This is a genomic window from Actinopolyspora alba, assembly GCF_900112765.1.
Taxonomy (GTDB): Bacteria; Actinomycetota; Actinomycetes; order Mycobacteriales; family Pseudonocardiaceae; genus Actinopolyspora; species Actinopolyspora alba.
Genome location: NZ_FOMZ01000001.1, coordinates 1 through 20,218 on the forward strand (window position 1 = coordinate 1; position 20,218 = coordinate 20,218).

The window sequence follows — 20,218 nt, forward strand, 5'->3', positions numbered from 1 at the left end:
CCCGTCGCCGTCACCGAGTCGGTCGCCCCACCTCGGTCACCATCGACATCGACGGTGACCTCTACCAGGTGTTTCTCACCTTGGCCGGTGATGGTGGCCGTCACCCGCTCCGGCCCGGTCTCCCCACTCTGCGGGTCGGTGGCCAACACCCGATCCCCGAGCTCGACCTCCTCGATCGCGACCCGCGACCCATCGGCCAACACCACCTCGGTACCCGGCACGAAACTGTTCGGCGTGCACCCACCACCAGCACCCGACGAACCGCCAGAGCCCGACGACCGCGCCGAACCACTACCGGGCAGATCCGGCGTCGACCCCGGACGGGACATGCCGCCACCACGCCGGAGACCACCCACAGCCCCCAACGCATCCGGCACGAACCCACCGGCATCCTCCGCAGAACCCGCCGACGCCGCATCCGCGGCCAACACGCCCAGCTCGATCGGCTCCTGGTTGTCCAGCCGATCCAACCTGTCGCGCACCTGGTCGGAGACCGTGTTCGACGGTTTCGGCTTGGGGTGATGCGTCATCGCATCCTCACGCACCCGATTCCGCCGCGCCGCCAACCGGGCCGCCTCACGCGCCGCCGCCCTGGCCTGAGCGATCGCCGCCCGCGACGAGACCTCCACACCCGCCGAACCACCAGCGGAAACGGCCACACGCCCACCGACGTGCCCCACGCCCTTACCGAACCGACCACCGGCCCTACCACGGCCCTTACCCCGACCGCGACTCTTACCCTTGCTCTTGGCCTTGGTCTTACCGCCCCCGCGGTTGAACTTCCTACCACTGGACGGCACGTCGTCGACGGTCTTACCGGCCTTCCGGCCCCGGCTCCAGGTCTTGTAGCCCTTGTAGGCGGTCTTGACCCCCTTGGCGATCTTGCCGAACGGCGTGAAGTTCGCCGCCGTCCAGGCACACCCCGCCCAGGAGCCCTGCAAACACCGCTTGGCGTCGTTGTAGCCCGACACCTCCTTGACGACATCGACCACCGAACCCCAGAAGTAGCCCCGCGGATCCACCCGCGTCAGCGGATTACCACCCGCGTAGGCGTACCGGTTGGCATCGGTCGTGCTGGTCGGATCCAGGTTCGCCGAGTCGCGCGAGGTGAACGTGCCCGTGCCGGGCCGGTACCAGCGCGAGCCCATGTTCACCTTGCCGCTGTCGGAATCGGTGAACTGCCCCTGGTAACCCAGCGAGGGCTGCGAGCCCTCCTGCTCGCTCACCTGGCCGAACGGCGAGTACGAGCGCCACCCCGACACCGAACCGTCACCCGGCGAGACCGTGCCCACCAGGTCGGTGTGCTGGTTGGTCACCGCGATCCCGGCCGAGTCGCCGTTGCCGACCCCGAGCGCGGCACCCTCCGGCGTGTAGGAGTACTCGCTCTGCCCGTCCGAGGTCACCTTCAGCGAGTCGCCCGCGTAGGACAGTGAACGCGACCCGGACGAGACCAGCCGGTTCAGCGCGTCGTAGCCGTAGGACTTGCCGCCGTCGGCGGTCATCTCGCCGTAGGCGTTGAACCGCACGTCGGTGGTGGTCCCACCCGCGCTCCGGGCGGTCACGGTGCCGCGCGCCGAGTACTCGAACTCGGTGCCGCCCCGCGAGAGCAGCCGGTTGCGTTCGTCGTAGGTGGCCGTCTCACCGCCGGAGCCGACGAGGTTGCCCGCCGCGTCCCAGGAGTACTGGGTGACCTGGTCACCGTTGTCCCAGGAGGTGAGCCTGCCCGCCTTGTCGTAGGTGTAGTTCGAGGTCGTGGTGGCCGAGGCCGTCGAGTTCTGCTTGCTGATCAGCCGGTCGGCGACGTCGTAGTCGTAGGACAGCTCCGTGCTGACCGAGTCGTCGGCCCGGTGCACCGTGTCGGAGGAGAGCCTGCTGAGCTCGTCGTAGCCGTACTCGCGGTAGGTCCCCTGACTGCCGTACTCCACGCGGGCGCGGCGCCCGGCGTCGTCGTAGCCGTACGTGGCGGTGATGCCGGTGAGCGGGTCCACCGCCGTGGCCAGCCGTCCGGCCGCGTCGTAACCGAACGACGCCTCGCCCGCCGCCGTGGTGGTGGTGCTGATCCTGCCCTCGTCGTCGTAGGCGAAGGTGGAGTCACCGGAGGGGCCGCTGGCCGAGACCAGGTTGCCTCGGTCGTCGTAGCCGAAGGTGTTGGTCTTGCCGGACACCGTGGCCGAGGTCATCCGCCCGGCCTTGTCGTAGCCGAAGCTCCGGTCCGGGGTGGACGCCTCCGCGCCGGAGCCGCTCTCGCCGACGAGGTTGCCCAGCGCGTCGTAGGACTTGCTGACGGTCACCCCGCCCGGTTGGATCTCCCGCTTCACCCGTCCCAGCGCGTCGTAGGCGGTGGTGTAGGTGCGGTCGGCGGCGTCCGGGTGCCGCTCGGTGGCGGGCTCGATCGTGGACTCGGTCGTGTTCCACGAGTTGACGGTGTAGACGGTGTTGTTGCCGTTGCCGTCGGTGGCCCTGGTGACGTTGCCCGCCGCGTCGTAGCCGTAGCTGGTGGTGATCTCCTCGCCGTCGGCGACCGGGCGGGTGATCGAGCGCAGCCGGTTCAGCGGGTCGAACGAGCGGGTGGTGGTCACCCCGTGCGCGTCGGTGCTGCTGACCTGGTTGCCCGCCCGGTCGTAGCCGAAGCCGCGGCTGCGCACCTCGTTACCGGCGGCGTCCAGATCGGCCGTGCGCAGCAGCCTGCCCGCGAGGTCGTACTCGTAGGTGGTGGTCACCCCGGACGGCTCGGTGATCGAGACCGGCTTGCCCTGCGCGTTGTGGACCGACGTGGTGGTGTTGCCCGCCGGGTCGGTCATGCTCACCGGGTTGCCGAGGTCGTCGTGCTCGTAGGTGGTGGTCAAGCCGGTGGGCGTGCTGACCGAGGCCGGGTTGCCCAGCGCGTCGTAGGTGTAGCGGGTGGTCAGGTTCCTGGTCGGTTCCGGCACGCGCTCCACCACGGTGGAGGTGATCGTCCTGCCGAGCTCGTCGTAGGTGTAGTGCCGCTCGGCGCCGGTCACGTCGGTGACCGAGAGCCGCTCGCCCAGCGGGTCGTAGGTGGCGCGCCACACGCCGCCGGACTGCTCGCCCTCGCGTGCGGGATTGGTGCGCCGCACCAGGTTGCCCAGTTCGTCGTAGCCGAACGTGGTGGTGTCGCCCAGCGCGTCGGTGCTCTCGACCACGCGACCGGCCGCGTCGTAGCTCTTGGTGCTGGTGGCGGTGATCGGCTGGCTCGCGCCCGGCGGGGTGTAGTCGGGCCTGGTGGTGCTCACCTGCCGCCCGGCCTTGTCGTAGGCGCTGGTGGTCACGTTGCCGTTCGGGCCGCGCCGCGCCACCGCTTCGCCGAAGGTGTTGTAGCCGTTGGTGACCACCGGCGAGACGGGCTCGGCCGGGTTGCCGCCGGATTCGGCCCGCACCTCCGGTCGCGTCACGGTGACGCGCCTGCCGAGCGCGTCGTAGCCGTACTCGGTGGTGAACTCTGCCGCGTCGGCGCCCTGCGCGGTGCCCCTCGGGTCCACCGTGGACGTCACGAGCCCGCGCTGGTCGCGGTGGCTCTTCGACACCAGGGTTTCCCCGCCGGTGTGGACGGTGTGCGAGAGGCGCCGCCCCATCGGGTCGTAGCCGCTCTCGGCGTGCCGGACGATCTCGCCCTTGGGGTTCCGGTCGATGACCTCGACCGGGTTGCCGACCGCGTCGTAGCTGGTCTCGGTGGAGCGCAGCACCCGCTCGCCCTCGCGGTCGGTGCTGCGCACCGGGCGTCCGGCGGGGTCGTACTCGGTGCTGGTGCTGTACTGCCCGTCGCCGCGGACCACCAGCGACTCGGAGCCGTTGCCCAGGTACTCGTAGCGCCGCAGCAGCAGGTCGCGGGTCTCGCCGCTTTCCGGGTCCTGATAGTCCAGCAGTCGCTCGGCCGCGAGCTGCCCGTCGTCGTAGTAGGTGCGGGTGGTGGTGCGGCCCATCGCGTCGGTGACGCTGGCCAGCCGGCCCGCCGGGTCGTAGGCGCGGGACTCCAGCACCACGTCGTGCGGTTCGGAACCGTCACCGCTGAACCCGGTCACCGTCATGGTGGCCAGCTGGTGCCGGGCGGCGGTGTAGGTGTAGGTGTACTCGGTCCCGGTGGGCGTCACCCGGCGCACTACCTCGCCGAACTCGTCGTACTCGGTGCGGGTGACCCCGCCCTCGGGGCCGGTGACCTCCAGGCGACGGCCCCGGTTGTCGTAGGTGTAGGAGGTGGTGCGGGCCGGGTCGTTGCCCAGCGCGTCGTCCACCGTGGTCTCGGCGATGCTGCCGTCGCCGTTGTAGGTGTTGCGCACCCGGCGCTGGTGGAGCTCGCCGGTGACGGCGTTCTCGGTCTCGGGCCCGACCTTCTCGACCAGCCTGGATGCCTGGTCGTAGTCGAAGGTGGTGGTCAGCCCGTCCGGTTCGCTGTCGGAGATCTGGGTCTCGGTGGTCTTGCGCCCGAGCCCGTCGTAGTCGTACTCGGTGACCAGCCCGGCCGGGTCGGTGACGCCGGCCAGGTCACCGGCGCTGGTGTAGGTGTAGCTGGTCGTGTTGCCCGCCGGGTCGGTCTCGGAGGCCAGCAGCCCCGGTGGCTGGGTTCCGCCGTCCGGTGCGGTTTCGTCGCCGGTGGTGTAGGCGTTGGTGGTGGTGCGCTGGGCACCGCCGGTCTCACCCGGCTCCGAGGTGCTGGTGAGCTTGCCCGCGGCGTTGTAGGAGTAGGTGGTCAGGTAGGTGTCGTCGGTCTCGGAGGCCGAGCGGGCGTCCCGGAACTCGGTGACCTTGCCGTTGCGCGGGTCCAGCGGGTCGTCGGGGTTGTGGTAGTAGGAGCGGTAGCTGGTGTAGCACTTCTCGGTGCCGTCGGTGCGGCACCGGGTGCGGGACAGCTGGTTGCCGCGTTCGTCGTTGGAGATCCTGGTGGTGTTGCCGTTGGCGTCGGTGATCCGGTTGACGAACCCGCCGGTGTCGTAGCCGTACACCTTGGTGGCGCCGTCCGAGTTGGTCACCGAGATGGTCCGGCCACCGGCGTTGGGATCGTAGGTGTAGGTGCGGACCCCGCCGTCCGGACCGGTGATGTCCACGGCCGTGGCCGCGTTCCTGGCCGAGTAGTGGTCGGCCACGCTGGCGCTGTCCAGCGGCCGGTGGTAGAGGGCCACCTCGCCGATGGAACCCTCGAAGTGGTTCCACACCTGGTCGGGCAGGGCGGGCCAGTCCTTCGAGTCGACCTGTCCGATGCCGAGGAAGTCGTAGCGGAAGAAGTTGTCTACCTCGCCCGATTGCGATCCCACCATGTCGCCGTCCAGGTAGAGCCGCTGCGAGTCGCCGGCGGCCGACAGCGCCACGTGGTGCCACTCACCGTCGTTGACGGCCGAGTCGGTGGTGATCCCCGAAACCTCGCCGTTGCGGAAGTGCCCGCGCAGCTTGCCGTCGGTGCCCACGTAGAGCACCGGCACGGCACCGGTGGACGGTTGGGAGACGTTCGGCCCGAAGTAGCCGGTGGCGTAAAGCACCCCGCCGGCCGAGCTGGAGGTCTTGAACCACATCTCCACGGACAGTCGGCTGCGGCCGCGCGCCTGGCTGTTGGGCAGGCGCACGTACGAGCTCTGCCCGTCGAAACCGACGGCTCCCGCACCGCGCATCGGCGGGGAAACGCCCTTGTCGACACCGTGGTAGGTGGCGTCGGTCAGCGCGTGCACCGATTCGGCGTGCGTGCTGCCCGCCGGATCACCCAGTGTCCAGAGGGTGTGGACGTTCTCCTCGCGCACGGCCGCCCGGTAGTCGGCCGCGTCGCCGCGCGCCGCGTAGTGCTCCTGGGCGTCGGAGGCCGAGACCCCGTAGGGGTACAGCGCGACCTGGCCGATCGAGCCCTCGAAGTAGCCCCAGGTGCCCTCGGGCTTGGCGGGCCAGTTCAGGCCGTTGAGCAGCCCGGTTCCGACGTAGCCGTAGGGGTCGATGTTCTGCAGCTCGCCCTGCAGCGTCTGGACGGCGTTACCGTCCAGGTACAGCGTCTGCTGCTCGGGCTTGCCGGACAGCATCACCTGGTGCCACTGGCCGTCGTTGACCTGGTTCGCCGAGACGGCGCCCTCGGTCTTGGCGTTCCAGAAGTGGCCGTGCAGCTTGCCGTCGGTGCCCACGTAGAGCACCGGCATGGCACCGCCGGTGGGGTTCTCGTCGTCCGGGCGGTTGTTGCCCGTGGAGAACAGCACACCGCCGTCGGTGCTGGAGGTCTTGAACCACAGTTCGACCGCCAGTCGTTTCCTGCCGGTGAGCGCGTCGTCCGGCAGCTGGACGTAGGAGCTCTGCCCGTCGAAGGAACGCGCCGCGGTGTCCGGGAACGGGCCGGAGGTGCGCGAGACCGAGTGGTACTCGGCGCGCCGCAGCGCGGGACCGCTGCGCGCGGTGGTTCCCTCGTTCTCCCGCAGTCGCCAGTGGGCGTTCGGGCGCGATCCGGTCACCGCTTCGCCGTAGCGGAACCCGTCACCCTCGGTGGTGGACTCGCCGACCTGCCAGGTGCCGCCGTCCGAGTCGGTGTAGCTGGTCACCCTGGCGGTGGACGAATCGTAGGAGATCTCGGCCGCGTAGGCACCACCCGCGCGCTTGATGGAGGTCAGCTGCTCGGTGGCGGCGCGGGCCTCGTAGTGCTCGGCGGCGACGGTCCGGCCCAGCGGCTGGTGGTACATCGCCACCTCGGCGATGTCGCCGTCGAAGTAGTCCCACGTCGCGTTGGGGGCGGCGGGCCAGTCGCGGGAGTTGAACCAGCCCGCGCCGACGTGGTTGAGCGGGTCGACGTTGGCGAGTTTTCCGCTCTGGCTGCCCACGGTCCGCCCGTCGAGGAACAGCGTCTGGGTGTCGCGGGCGCCGGAGAGCACGACGTGGTGCCACTCGCCGTCGTTGACGGTGGAACCGGTGGCGATCCCGGCCGTCTTGCCGTTCCAGAAGTGGCCGTGCAGCTTGCCGTCGGTGCCCACGTAGAGCACCGGCATGGCGGCGTCGCTCGGGTTCGAGGTGCCCGGCCGGTCGTAGCCGGTGGAGAACAGGATCTCACCGTTGGAACTGCTGGTCTTGAACCACATCTCCACGGCCAGGTACTGCGAGTTGCGCACCATGTCGTCGGGCAGCTGGACGTAGCTGGACGAGCCGTCGAAACCGGCCGCGGTGGTGGAGCTGCCCGCGATCGGGCCGGGCCTGCCGTGGGTGAGGTCGTGGGAGGTGGCTTCCTTGGACTCCCAGTAGCCGGGCACCTCGCTGGTCACGGCGGTGCCGGACTCTTCGGACAGTCGCCAGTAGGCGCGCGGGTTGGCGTCGAGCGTGACCGCGCGGTAGTGCGAGCTGTCGGTGTAGGTGTAGTTGTCACAGGCCCCGGTGGGGTCGCAGACCCTGGTGAGGCGGTCGCCGTCGTAGTGGTAGTGCCAGGTCAGCACCGGATCCGGCGCGGTGCTGACCTCGGTGACGTGCCCGCCGGAGAAGGTCAGGTTCAGCGAGCGCCCCGAGGTGGCGTCGGTGACCGTGGCGAGGTTGCCCGAGCCGTCGTAGGAGAGGTGCTGCTCGCGTCCCTGCGCGTCGACGATCCGGCTCAGCCGTCCGTTCGAGTCGAACTCGTAGCGTTGGCCGCCCTGGGTGCGCAGCGTCCAACCGTCCGATTCGGTGCGCACCAGCGTGGCGGTGCGTCCGGAGGGGGTGGCGTAGCTGCCGTCGGGATTCCGCCCGTAGCGGGCCTGCTGCCCGCTGGCGTAGGTGACCACGACGTTGCCGGAACCGTCGTCGTCGGGCACCACCCGCGCGTCCCACTTGGTCGACCAGCCGGAGCCGAAGGCCAGGTTCTGCCTGGGGTCGAGGCTGTTGTAGGAGCGCGCCACGGACAGTTCCGGCCCCACGGCGGCGATCTCGGCGTCGGTCTCGACCTCGGCGAAGTTGCCCACGCCGGGGTCGACGCGCCCACCGACCTCGTCACCGGACGAGAGGTGGCTGGTCACCGGTGGCTGCGGCACCTTGGTGGTCAGGTGGGAGCCCTGCGTCCAGGGGCTGGCGATCCGCATGTCGCCGATCTGGCCGTACCAGACGTAGTTCTCGCCCCAGGTGAGCTCGCCTTCCGGCACCGACCAGACCGGGGAGTCCACCCAGCCGGAGTTGAAGCAGTCCTCACCGGGCGCGGAGCAGACCTTGAAGCGGTAGTTGATGCCCTCGCCCGGGTAGACGTCCTGGTCGTGACCGGTCAGCGCGAGCGTGGGGGTCAGCACCGAGGCGTTGTAGTCGCTGGGCGGCGACATGGAGTCCACGGCGGGCGGCTGGTTGGGCACGGTGAACGCCACCGACGCCGACATCGGCGCACCGGTCCAGGAGAACCGGTTGGTGCCGTAGTGGTCCATGTCCCAGCGCAGCGAGTACTCGCCCGGCGGCAGTTTCTCGACGCGGGCGTCGAGGGTGACCGTCTGTCCGGGAGCGACGTCGTGCGGCATGTCCGTCCACGCCGTGGAGGTGCGCGGCAGCTCGTTGCCCTCGGCGTCCCAGAGCCGGTAGCCCAGCTTGTAGTCGTTGTCCGGGGTCCAGGTGTCGCGCCCGCGGTTGGTCACCGTGACGCTCATCCGGCCGTCGTCGCTGCTGGTGACGACCGGGCTCATGCCGCCGAGCTCGTAGTCGGCCCAGTACGGCGTGTAGGTGACCTCCAGGTAGGGCGGGTTGGCCGAGGCCGCGCTGGCGAACTTCTTCCAACCCTTGGAGTCGGTGTCCGAGGCGCGCAGCGCCAGGCCGTGGTTGGGCTCGCCGTGGGTCCAGCCGTGCACGAGATCGCGCCCGGCGTTGCCCAGCGGGATGTCCACCCACTGCGACCCGCAGCTGTCGTTGTAGCCGTGGGCGAAGCTCTTGCGGGCGATCTCCGCTCCGGTGGTCGGGCCGGGATAGCTCTTGTTGCCCTGCACCGACCAGGGCTGGGTGACCTCGTGCACCCGCACCGGCCTGGGATCGCAGGAGTAGGACCAGGTCTCGAACATCCGCAACCTGGCACCGAGGACGTAGTTGCCCGCCAGCTCGGAGCTGATCGAGTCGAACTTCAGGAAGGCGGCGGCCTTGTTGCCACCGCCGTTGTAGGTGCCCACGCTCATGTTGGGCTCGCCCGAGTAGTCGCTGTCGTAGGGCGACTGCACGTAGGTGGTGCCGTCGGTGTCCTTGCCGACCACGCTCGGGTCGACCTTGACCGGGAAGACCCGCTCCGGGTCCGCGAGCCACTCCTCGTCCACCGAGACCCGCAGCACGGGCTGCTCGGCGTCGCCGACGATCTCGTACTTCACACCGTCGGAGCGCACGCCCTCACCGGAGCGGGGGTGGACGTTGGAGTCCACCATGTAGCCCGGTGGGATGACGTGGCGGACCTCGCCCTCGGAGTCCTTGAGCAGCACCGAGCCCTCGTGCAGCTCCGGCGTGAGGTCGCCGACGTTCATCGGGAAGTCCCACACGGTCGGCGCGTCGGCCGACTTCAGCAGGATCGTCTCCTTGATACCGACGGCGGTGGCCTGCAGGTTGAGATCGGCCCGCGGCCGGATCCCCGGGTAGGTGACCGAGCTGCCGGAGACCTTCGCGGCGACGTCGGCGGCGTCGGCCACCCGGAATCCCAGGGATCTGCCGTCGGCGAGTTCGATCGAGGCGATCTCGGAGGTGTTCGCGGCGTCCGCGAAGTTCTTGGTCCGCGAGTCGGTGGTGGTCTTCCAGACGCCGCCGTCCTGTTCCAGGGTCAGATCGACCGGCTGGAGGCCGCCGTCGGCGGTCTCGGCGAACTTCTGGCTCTGGTAGACGCGCAGCGTCCTGGTGCCGTCGGCGTTGGCGAAGGTCTGGCTCTGGCTGGAGCGCTCACTCTTGAGCTCACGGCTGGTGCTGGGATCGAACCCTCGAGTGGCGGCGTCCGGTTCGGAGCCGATGCTGACCTTCGCCTTCTCCGGCAACTGCTGCGGCAGTTCCGGGGCGGGCGGGCGTTCGTCCGAGGGCAGTCCCTCGGCGGGCGGCGCGTTGTGCGACTTCCCGCCGGATCCGTTCTCGGCCGAGGTGTCCTCGCTGGAGGCGTCGTGGGAGCGCCCGGCCGCACTGCCCTGCCGCTGTTCCGGGATCTCGCCCTGCGTGGCGGCCCGCGCCTGCAGCTGCGGGGCGTTGATCAGGCCCATGACCACTGCCAACGCGAGCAGCAGCGATCCGAGCCTGGCGGGACGCAGCGTGTTGCCACGGCGCGCGTCGTAGCTCATCAGAAGTTCCTCACCAGCCGTGAGCCGCGACCCGCCCCACCGCGACAGCGGAGAGCCGACCACGACCCGAGTGGAACCGAGCGGAGCACCGGCCACGCCGGAGCGACGGAACGCGGTGTGCCCACACCGGACCCGTCTCCCTTCGGTCCCGAACTGCACGTACCGGCGTCACGCGGCGGACCCCGGCAATCCGGGCCCGGCCGTCGAAACGCCCGGCGGAACTTAGCCGTGAAACTGGCGTGAATTGAAGAGGGTATATCTCTTTGTGATCTTTTTGTGCCGATCAACCGGTTCGCGCGGTGTTCGTTTTCACAATTTTCGACATGGACAAGAAATCGTTTGACGATTAAACCGCGCGCGTGGAACCTTCGAGCGCTCTCCGTGAGAACACTCTTCGTGTCGGGGACGTGATTCCCGCGCGTTCGGTTGCGTCACCCGGAGTGAAAAAAGAATCCGCCGGGAGACGGATTCCCGGCGGACGCGGTGATCGCCGATCTCGGTGTCGCGGGGCGACGGGAACGGACGACGAGCGGAGCGTCCGACCGCGAGAGCGGGATCAGCCGAAGTGCTCGGGCAGCCCCGTCGAGTCCGCGGACGAGCACGCCCCGGACGCGGGTGAGGTAGCGGCCACGAACGGTTCGGGAAGTTCCGGAGCCGCACCGAGCAGCCACGCCAGTACGGCCTCGGCCCGCTCGGCGCCGCGACCGTCACCGAACGGATTGCCGCCGGCCAGCATCGACTCCCTGGCACGGGCGTCGTCGAGCAACCGCGAGGCGTGGTGCACGATCCGGGCCCGCTCGGAGCCCACCAGCAGAGCACACCCCGCGTCGACGGCTTCGGTGCGTTCGGTGACGTCGCGCAGCACCAGCACCGGAACGCCGAAGGCCGGCGCCTCCTCCTGGATCCCGCCCGAATCGGAGAGCACCAGTGTGCTGGCGGCGAGCACGTGCGCCAGCTCACCGTAGGGCAGTGGATCGGTGACCAGCACGCGGGGATCGGCCTCGAACATGCCCCGGACCATCCCGCCGACCCGCGGATTGGGATGAGCGGGCAGCACCACCCGGATGTCGGGATGCAGCGTGGTCAGCTCCCGGACCGCGGTGAGAATGCGCCGCATCGGCTCACCCCAGGATTCCCTGCGGTGCACGGTCACCAATACCAATCGATCGTCGCCGTTGGCGGCCCGTTCCACCGTCCCGGCCAGTTCCCCGTTCTCGAACACCCTTTCACCGCGGGTTGCCGATTCCACCGCGTCCACCACGGTATTGCCACTCACCAGGATTCTTTCGGGGGCGATCCCGGAATCGCGCAGATTCCGCGCCGCGAGCTCGGTAGGGGCGAGATGAAAATCGCCGGCCTGGGTGACCATTCTTCGGTTGAGTTCCTCCGGGAACGGCGCTCGCAGGTCGAACGAGCGAAGTCCCGCCTCCAGATGGACCACCGGAACACGGCGCCAGAAAGCGGTGAGCGCGCCCGCCAGCGTCGTGGTGGTGTCACCCTGCACCAGCACCGCTGCCGGCGGCCGGCTCTCGGCCAACTCGTCCAGAGCCGTGATCAGCTCGCTCAGCAGTTCCGGCTGCGTCCCGCTGCCGCGGCGCACCGTGATGTCCACGTCGGACTCCAGGCCGAAGGTGCGCAACGCCTGCGAAACCATTTCCGGATGCTGTCCGGACGCCACCATTACCGGACGTATCCGACCGTTGTCGAACGACGCGCGGGCAACCGGGGCGAGTTTGACCGCCTCGGGGCGTGTTCCCGCGACGAGCCACACTTCTGACTGCCCGTGAGGTGCGAAACTGTTAATCTCGCTGCCGTACATATTCCGCGACCTCCGACACGCCGAAAACGGCCGACTCTGCTCGACCCACAGGGGATCTATACCGAAAGAAGCGCGGTACCGCATGCACGTCCGCGCTCGTGTCCGAATAATGAAAGATCTTGTTCGAACGGAGTGGACATGTATTCTCTTCGGTTCTGCGGCGCTGCCGTGTCCAGCATGGGAATCGCGAGCACCAGCGGTAACCCCGGTGTTCTCTACGGTGTTCTGTCGATCCTTTCACTGCTGGCGTTGCTGCTGGCCGTGCGATCCGTGCGACTGCACCGGCGACCGGAGGCCACGCTCCTGATCGGGCACGAGAAATGATCGGATGGTTCCCGGTAGTACTGATGATCGTACTACTCGTCTGGTGGCCCACGCTGAATCTGCTACTCGCGGCGTTCTCGTGGCGGGTTCCGGCGTCCGTGACGGAGCACGACGAGAACGAGCCGTTCTCGTTCTTCATCGTGATCCCGACGCTGAACGAGGAACGCGTCATCGCAAGCACGGTCGATCACGCACTGGCACTGGGGAGCCCCGAAACGCCGGTTCGGGTGCTGGTGATCGACGACGACTCCGACGACGACACCCGCGCGATACTGGCGGGCATCACCGACCCCCGACTGCACGTGATCCACCGCGAACCACCCCGGGCACGCCTCGGCAAGGGCGACTCGCTCAACCAGGCGTGCGGCTACATCCTCAGCCACACGGAGCTGGATCCCGCGCGAACCGTGGTCGGCGTGCTCGACGGTGACGGCCGGGGCAGCCCCGACATGCTCGGCGAAGTCACGAAGATGCTGCGTGACGAGACGATCGGTGCGGTGCAGTGCGGAATACGCATCCAGAACCGCGAGAGTGTGCTGGCACTGCTGCAGGACCTGGAGTTCGGCGTGATGATGGACTCCGTGCAGCTGCTGCGGGATCTGCTCGGCAGTGTGGGACTGGGTGGCAACGGCCAGTTCATCCGGCTCTCCGTGCTCGCCTCGTACTCCTGGTCCGACAGCCTGGTGGAGGACTACGAATTCGCGCTGCGGTTGCACTTGGACGGTGTGCGCGTCAGATACACCAACAGTGCACGCGTCGGCCAGCAGGGGCTTCCGGACGTACCGAGGCTGCTGCGGCAACGAGCCCGCTGGGCACAGGGCAATCTGCAGTGCGCGCACCACGTTCCGAGCCTGGTGAGATCGCGTGCGGTGAGCAATCCGGCGCTGCTGGACTTTCTGCTGGCGTTGATCATGCCCTGGGCGACGGTCCCGATGTCGGTGATATTCAGCGGCCTGGTCGCGCTCAGCGTGGTCACCACCACCGCGGCGACCACCGGAAACGTGCTCACGGCTGCCCCGGCGATCGTGCTGGCCTCCGCCACCTGGCTGTTCCTGCTGTTCCTGCCCGGACTGGTGTGGGGTCTGGTGCACCGCCTGCGACTGGGTGACGAGCCGCTGCGGCGTTGCCTGCTGGCCGGAGTGTGCTATCCGGGTTTCCTGCTGTGCGGGGTGTTAGCCACGTGGCGCGCGATGTTCCGCAGGGTGACGCGGCGGAACTCCTGGGCCAAGACGGACCGGGTACCCGACCGGTCCGTCGTGGCGGAGTGAGGTTCTCCGGGCGGCGCGCCGGAGACTCCCCGACCATTCGAGGCGAGCGGTGGGCTCTCCCGCCGTACCGCCCCGAAGCCGAGTGCCGCGGCTCGCCACGGACGATGGACGCATGACCGACACCGCGCGCGACGGCGGGAACTTCCGACGACTGGCACCGGGCCAACGCACCGTGGTTCAGCTCGCCGCCCAGGACTCCCCGGAGCCACGGAAGCTGTTCGAGACGGCGGAGATCCTGCTCGAAGCCCCCAACTGGACCCCGGACGGCAGCGCGCTGCTGCTCAACGGGAACGGGGCGCTGTGGCGGCTCGACGCCGCTCGTCCCGACGACGTCGAACACGTCCCGCTGACCGGGGTGCCGGACATCAACAACGATCACGTGCCCGCACCGGACGGGCGGACCGTTTACGTCACGGCCAAGGACGGGCACATCTACGCCGCCCCGATCACCGGAGGCGCGGCCACCCGGCTGACCGAGGACGACGGGTGGCGGCACTACCTGCACGGCGTCAGTCCGGACGGAAGGAGTCTGGCGTGCGTGCTGCTGCCGAGCGGTGGGGACGGTACAGCCGGTGAGCTGGCGGTACTGCCCGCCACGGGCGGTCCCGTGCGGGTGCTGGAGACCGGGCCGGGACACCTCGACGGGCCGGAGTACACCCCGGACGGCGAGTGGATCGTGTTCAACGACGAGTCGTTCGGCGGGGAGCCCGGGCACGCGCAGCTGGCACGCGTCCCCGCCGAAGGGGGAACACCTCGTCGGCTGGTGAGCTCGGCGACCGTGGACTGGTTCCCGCACGTCTCACCGGACGGCAGGTACGCGAACTACCTGTCCTACCCGGCCGGGACTCTCGGGCACCCGCCCGACACCGAGGTGGCGATCCACGTGGTCTCCACCGCGGACTGGCAGACCCCGATCCGCACCTTCCCGCTGTTCGGTGGGCAGGGCACCAGCAACGTGGGCAACTGGGCTCCCGACAGCGGTCGGTTCGCCTTCGTCTCCTACGGGTAGGACTTCGGCGGCTCGGTCCGCGAAATTGGTTTCGTGGCGGAACCTCCGGCACGGCGGTGCCGGAGGCGAGGGCGCTCGGAGCTCGGCCTGCGTCGATGGCGCGGCGATTTCGCGAGAAATTGACGGCCACGGAGCCACACCACCCCACCGGACCGACGATTTCGTGAGAAATCGAGCCGTCGCTGCGATGTGAGTACCGGCGGAACACCACGTCCGAGCGGACCGGGACCGGCGCGAGCGACGGCAGGTGAGCGCGGGATGATGGCGGCGTCCCACTTACGGGACGAGGTGACTACGCCGGTCCGGACAGAGTGGCCCGGACAGATCAGTTTTCCGAGACAGGAGCCCGAGCAGCGTGTCCGACCACACCGCACCTACCTCCGGCAAGCAGGACCGAAGCGAGCTGCGAGCCGACTGCTCGAACTGCTTCGGGTTGTGCTGCGTCGCGCTGCCCTTCGCCGTCTCCGCCGATTTCCCCGTGGACAAGGAGGCCGGAACTCCCTGCGGGAACCTGCTGGCGGACTTCGGCTGCGGCATTCACCCCCGACTACGGGAGGAAGGCTTCGCGGGCTGCGTCACCTTCGACTGCTTCGGCGCCGGGCAGCGCGTCTCACAGCACACCTTCGAGGGAACCGACTGGCGGCGGGCGCCGCACACCGCACGAGCGATGTTCGACTCGTTCGGGATGATGCGCCAGCTCCACGAACTGCTCTGGTACCTCACCGAGGCACTGGAGCTGGCGCGGCCCCGCGAGTTGCGGGAGGAACTGCGGGCCGCATTCGACCGCGTCGAGGGCCTCACCGAACTCAGCGCCGAAGCGCTCGTGGCACTGGATCCGAACGCGCTCCGCGACGAGATCAATCCACAGCTGCTGCGCACCAGCGAGCTGGCGCGCGAGGGACTCCCGGCGTACGGGGTGAACCATCGCGGGGCCGACCTGTTGGGCGCCGACCTGAGTGGGGCCGAGCTGCGGGGCGCCAGCCTGCGCGGGGCCTGCCTGATCGGTGCGAGGCTCAGCGGCGCTGATCTGCGAACCGCCGACGTGATCGGTGCCGACCTACGAGGGGCCGATCTCGCCGGTGCCGACCTGCGCGGCAGCCTGTTCCTGACCCAGCCACAGGTCAACGCCGCTCTTGGGGACGCGCGAACCGGCTTGCCCGAAACGTTTTCCCGCCCCGCGCACTGGTGATCCGGAAAAGCCCGGCGTGCCACTCGCATCGGCCGGGTCGGACGCGGAGGGGGCGAAGTATTGCCTGTGGAGCTGACGGGACTCGAACCCGTGACCCCCTGACTGCCAGTCAGGTGCGCTACCAACTGCGCCACAGCCCCGTTTTCCCGATCGGGATGTTCAGCTCGTCGTGACCGCTCATCCCTTGCGCGGACACGATACACCGTCCGCACGCGAGCCGTTCGGGGCCTCCCCCGAGCAGTTGCCCACGCGGATGCCCGGGCCGCCGGTGACGGCCCGGACCCGGCGTGCTCACATCACACGGCCTCGCGCATGTCGTGCATGATCGCGAGCTGGGCCTTCTGAGTGGACATCATGTCCTGGGACATCTGGTTCAACTCCTGGTCGCTGCCGTTGAGGATCACGTCCCGCAACATCGCGACCGCACCGTCGTGGTGCGGGATCATCAGGTCCAGGAACATCCGGTCGAACTCGGCTCCGGAGAGCGTCGCGAGCCGGTCCATCTCCTCCCGGGTGGCCATACCCATCCGCTCGAGCATGTCGGGGTTGTCCAGCACCTCCTGGTAGGCGGTCTCCGGATCGGTCACCGGCAGACCGTTGCGGCCCTGCCAGCCCCGCATCATCTGAATTTCCAGACTCTGCTCGGTGCGAATGCGGTCGGCCAGCGACTTCAGCTCGGGATCCGCCGCGCGGTCCGGAGCCAGTTCGGACATGACGATCGCCTGGTAGTGGTGCGGGATCATCATGCGGGTGAACTCGGCGTCGGCCTCGTTGTACGCCCGGGTGGCCGCACTCGCGGTCCCGGCACCGAGCAGAGCCGCCAGCAGCACCACCACCAGCGGGGAAAGCTTCCGCAGGAACATCGCCTGCTCCCTTCCGAACGGCCCGCGCCGGGCCCGGTGGCGACCGGACCCGGCGGCAGGACGGATCACTCGGGGTACGAGTACTGCGTCTGCGGGTTCAGGACGTCCAGCTGGACCTGCTTGGCATGGCCCATGCCGGGACCGGTCACCTTCATGACGTCCAGGCCGCGCGTGATGTCGCTGGAGTAGACGTAACCGTTGTAGTAGTACGCCGACCAGGAACCGCCGAGGGTCAGGTATTCCTCGTTGACCGGACCGCGGTCGAAGTAGCCGATCTCCTTCGGCGCGGTGGTGTCGGTGAAGTCGAAGATCGACACACCGCCCTGGTACCAGGACTGCACGTAGACGTTGCGGCCCGGAACGGGGATCAGGTTCCCGTTGTGCGCCACGCAGTTCTCGGTGTCGGTCTGGTCGCGCGGGATCTTGTAGTAGCTCTGGAAGTCGAGCTCGCGGTCGTCCCCGCTGCCGGTGATGTCGTAGATCGCGTTCGCGCCCTTCTTGGGACCGACCTCGTCGTTGCACGTCGGCGCACCGCCGCCACCGAGCTCATCGGTGAACAGGACGCTCTTGCCGTCGTTGGTGAACGTCGCCGAGTGGTAGAACGCGAAGTTCGGGTCCTCCACCGTGGTGATCACCCGCGGCTCGACGCGGTCGGAGATGTCCAGCAGCGCGCCGTCGCCCATGCAGGCGCCACCGGCGAGGTCGTACTCCGGGTAGACCGTGATGTCGTGGCAGCCCGCGGTGCCTGCCGCCCCGCCGTCGGGGAACAGCACCGGCTCGGCGACCACCTTCGCGTCGCTCGGGCTACCCGCCGGGACGTTGACGACCGAGATCGAGTCGTGCGGCGGCTGGCAGTTCGGGAACGCCGGGTCCGGGTTGTACGACGAGACGTAGAGGAACAGGTCGTCGGTGTTCTTGCCCGGCACCATGGTGTGGGTGTGCGAACCGCAGTTGGTCTTGATGCCCTTGATGTAGCGCGGGTTCGCCTTGTCACTGATGTCGAAGACCCGCATTCCCTCCCAGGAGTTCGGATCCTCGTAGGACCCCTGCTCGCTCTGGCAGGTGGAATCGGTGCGCGCGTAGTCCACCGACAGGAACAGCAGGCTGCCGTCCGGACTCACCGACACGTCACCCTGTCCACCCGGGCAGTGCACCTGGGTGACCGTCCTCGGCTTGTGCGGTTTGGAGATGTCGTAGACGGTGAAACCGTCGTAGCTGCCCTGGAAGGCGTAGTTCTGGTAGAAAGCCAGATCGCTGTGGGTCGACTCCCGCAGCGGACCCTGCCGTGGCACGTTGGCCACCGGGTGGACATTGTTGCTGTGCCGCACGTCGTCATCCGGCGGCTGGGCGGCGACGGACGGCACGATCAGTGCCAGCCCGGCGACGGCAGCGGCCAAGCCGAGCGCGAGCGGCCTTCGGGATCGCCGTCGGCCACGAAACTCCAGCATTCGGTCAACCTCCCTGAAATCCCCAACTCAGGACTCGCCGGGCGAGCCGGAGGATCCCGAGTTTTCCGGCGAGGATCCTTACACGCCGGAACGGCTCCGGACAGGGTGCGATCGGGTATTTACGCATCGCACAGCAGGAAACATGGCCGCATGTCGCAATGATCGCTACGCCGAAAGGAGCACCGAATCGGACAAAAGGACCTACCGGAGCCCTCAACGTATTTCACAGCGGAGCGGGTGCCGATCGGCGAAACCGCACTTCCAGGAGACCGGGGGTGGTTCGCTGCCCGCCCACCCGCGAGTTCTCTCGCGCGGACGGCCCGGTGTGGCCACTGCTCGACACCGGGCCGCCTCGGGCGAGAGCCCCGAAACGTTCCACCGAGCGACACGGGAGAACCGAGCCACCGACTCCCGTCAGCAGGACGAGTTGGTCTGGGTCAGCAGCCCGAGCTCGTACGGGAGCTGGGAGTACTCACCGCCGGCGTTCGGATCCTTGCCCTGGTAGAGGAACTGGAGCCTGCAGGGGTCGATCGTCATGGTCTGGTCGACACCGGAGCGGATCAGCTCGCCGTGGCTGATGTCGGCCGTCCATCGTCCACCGGGGAACGTGACGTTGTTGGACCTGGCGAACGGGTTCCGCTCGGTGTCGGCCAACCGGTTCCAGAAGCCGTCGATGCTGTCGGCGGTCCAGGAGCGGAACCAGCGATGACCGTCGCTGCCGATGGCCTCCACCAGCAGCAGGTACTTGCCGGTTCCCGCCACCTTGTAGACGTTGCTCGCCTCGAACAGGTCCTCGGGGGTGTCCCACACGGCGATCTCGGTATCGCCGAAGCCGTAGGGGAACTGCCCGATCGTGGTCTCCGCACGGTAGAGGTGACCGTTGTCGTCGGAGGAGAACAGGTAGCACATGGCCGAGTCGCAGGTGACCCAGAAGTCCACCCAGTGCCCGTCACCGATGTTGTCGGAAACGATGTCCGGCATGCTGTCCATGAGGTTCCTCGGCTCGGACCAGGAGCTCGGATCGCTCGGATCGTCCGTGGTGGAGTACGAGGGAACCCCGGTCTGGTAGACCAGGTACCACTTGTCCTGGGGCTCGAAGTAGAACACCTGCGGTGCGGCGCGGTATCCGGAGCCGATGGCGGACTGGTCGAGGTAGTAGTGCGGGGCCGAGGAGGCCTGCGACCAGTCGCTGAAGTGGGTGTAGACCAGGTTCCAACCTCCCGATTCGCTCGCTGTCGTCCCGTACACCAACCACTCGCCGTCGTAGCGCACCACCGAGGGGTCCTTGAAGGAGACCGCGTCGTGGTTCGCGTCGGGTTTGGGGCTGATCAACGGGCCGGTGGAGGTCCACTGGAAGCTCGACGGCAGCTCGGCCGTGGTGTCCGCGCTCGCTGCCGTGTCCGTGTAACCGGCGGACATGCCGCCGGCAGCGATCATCGCGGCGGCCAGCACCGCGAACCAGCGTGAGTATCGCACTGGGGTCTCCTCCTTGCGGAAGCGGTTTCCCGGGACCGAGTGGGCGGATCTCCCGGAAGGGTTCGAACCGGACACATCGCTGTGGCAGCGCCATCCGGCAGCACCGGCTCGCCTCTCGTTTTGTGGGAGCGCTCCAATGATTGCCCTGCGCCGAGCAGAACAGCCAACGGAGCACTGCGGATGAGAGTGGACACCGATCCCGGAATCGGCCGGCACACCACGGTGTGAACAGCCGATCCTCTTCCGGTTCTCCGGTCGCGAAGCACCGGAGAGCACGCATCACCGGAAGGCCTGAATCCCGATCACACGGAACCCTCCTCGTGACTCTCGCCCACGGAGTTGTCGCGACAACCCCGAAAGGATTGTCCGTCATACCGAACAAGGTTCGAAGCTGTCGGGAACCGAAGTTCCTCGAAGTTCCGATCGCTGTCAACACTCGCACGAGAACGACTTCCCGGATTGGCTCGGCAGCACCAGCCGTCAACCGCTCGACGGGCGAACTCGGGCGAAATCCGTTTCGGGACTCGTCCTCACGCCGAGAAGTCCGTTCAGCGCCCCGTCGTGCCGAGCCGATCGGGACTCCGTCACGGAACCGACCGGCTCGGCAGGGACACGAG

General features: G+C 68.5%; 9 protein-coding genes and 1 tRNA gene. 4 read left to right on the forward strand and 6 right to left on the reverse strand.

From position 1 onward, the window contains the following. Together BM150_RS24830 and wecB are read right to left on the reverse strand one after the other, a co-directional pair. On the reverse strand, positions 1-10,205 hold a 10,205-nt coding region (locus BM150_RS24830; protein ID WP_217641270.1), incomplete at its 3' end, for a LamG-like jellyroll fold domain-containing protein. Positions 10,206-10,761: 556 nt separating this feature from the next. Continuing rightward, positions 10,762-12,024 (reverse strand): non-hydrolyzing UDP-N-acetylglucosamine 2-epimerase, encoded by a 1,263-nt coding sequence (wecB, locus tag BM150_RS00010; protein ID WP_092921937.1) that lies wholly within the window; start codon positions 12,022-12,024, stop codon positions 10,762-10,764. A 138-nt stretch (positions 12,025-12,162) separates the two neighbouring features. On the opposite strand from wecB, the gene BM150_RS23590 reads away from it, so the two are divergent. The 4 genes from BM150_RS23590 to BM150_RS00025 all read left to right on the forward strand — a co-directional run bounded on the left by BM150_RS23590 (position 12,163) and on the right by BM150_RS00025 (position 15,814). Beyond that, positions 12,163-12,348, forward strand: a complete 186-nt coding sequence (locus BM150_RS23590; RefSeq protein WP_139219402.1) for a hypothetical protein — start codon at positions 12,163-12,165, stop codon at positions 12,346-12,348. 23 nt (positions 12,349-12,371) lie between these two features. Then, positions 12,372-13,616, forward strand: a complete 1,245-nt coding sequence (locus BM150_RS00015; protein ID WP_217641272.1) for a glycosyltransferase family 2 protein — start codon at positions 12,372-12,374, stop codon at positions 13,614-13,616. 112 nt (positions 13,617-13,728) lie between these two features. Further along, positions 13,729-14,625 carry a TolB family protein gene (locus BM150_RS00020; RefSeq protein WP_092923098.1) on the forward strand — a complete coding sequence of 299 codons (897 nt, stop codon included), beginning with the start codon at positions 13,729-13,731 and terminating at the stop codon, positions 14,623-14,625. A 355-nt stretch (positions 14,626-14,980) separates the two neighbouring features. Then, on the forward strand, positions 14,981-15,814 hold the full coding sequence (locus BM150_RS00025) for a pentapeptide repeat-containing protein (RefSeq protein WP_092921943.1): 834 nt from the start codon (positions 14,981-14,983) through the stop codon (positions 15,812-15,814). Positions 15,815-15,881: 67 nt separating this feature from the next. On the opposite strand, the gene BM150_RS00030 is transcribed toward BM150_RS00025, so the two are convergent. The 4 genes from BM150_RS00030 to BM150_RS00045 form a co-directional block, all read right to left on the reverse strand. Next, positions 15,882-15,954, reverse strand: a tRNA-Ala gene (locus BM150_RS00030). Positions 15,955-16,110: 156 nt separating this feature from the next. Then, complete coding sequence (locus BM150_RS00035; protein WP_092921946.1) at positions 16,111-16,677, reverse strand: DUF305 domain-containing protein; 567 nt, start codon at positions 16,675-16,677, stop codon at positions 16,111-16,113. 65 nt (positions 16,678-16,742) lie between these two features. Further along, entirely contained in the window at positions 16,743-18,125 is a 1,383-nt protein-coding gene (locus tag BM150_RS00040; RefSeq protein WP_092921949.1) for an LVIVD repeat-containing protein, read from the reverse strand. A 414-nt stretch (positions 18,126-18,539) separates the two neighbouring features. Further along, positions 18,540-19,601 (reverse strand): glycoside hydrolase family 62 protein, encoded by a 1,062-nt coding sequence (locus BM150_RS00045; protein ID WP_217641273.1) that lies wholly within the window; start codon positions 19,599-19,601, stop codon positions 18,540-18,542. Positions 19,602-20,218: the final 617 nt, after the last annotated feature.

What these genes read in the sequence shown, in the direction of transcription:
- BM150_RS00040 (WP_092921949.1), bottom strand. Translation starts at nt 18,125, where the DNA reads ATGCTGGAGTTTCGTGGCCGACGGCGATCCCGAAGGCCGCTCGCGCTC.
- BM150_RS00035 (WP_092921946.1), bottom strand. Translation starts at nt 16,677, where the DNA reads ATGTTCCTGCGGAAGCTTTCCCCGCTGGTGGTGGTGCTGCTGGCGGCT.
- wecB (WP_092921937.1), bottom strand. Translation starts at nt 12,024, where the DNA reads ATGTACGGCAGCGAGATTAACAGTTTCGCACCTCACGGGCAGTCAGAA.
- BM150_RS23590 (WP_139219402.1), top strand. Translation starts at nt 12,163, where the DNA reads ATGTATTCTCTTCGGTTCTGCGGCGCTGCCGTGTCCAGCATGGGAATC.
- BM150_RS00015 (WP_217641272.1), top strand. Translation starts at nt 12,372, where the DNA reads ATGATCGTACTACTCGTCTGGTGGCCCACGCTGAATCTGCTACTCGCG.
- BM150_RS00020 (WP_092923098.1), top strand. Translation starts at nt 13,729, where the DNA reads ATGACCGACACCGCGCGCGACGGCGGGAACTTCCGACGACTGGCACCG.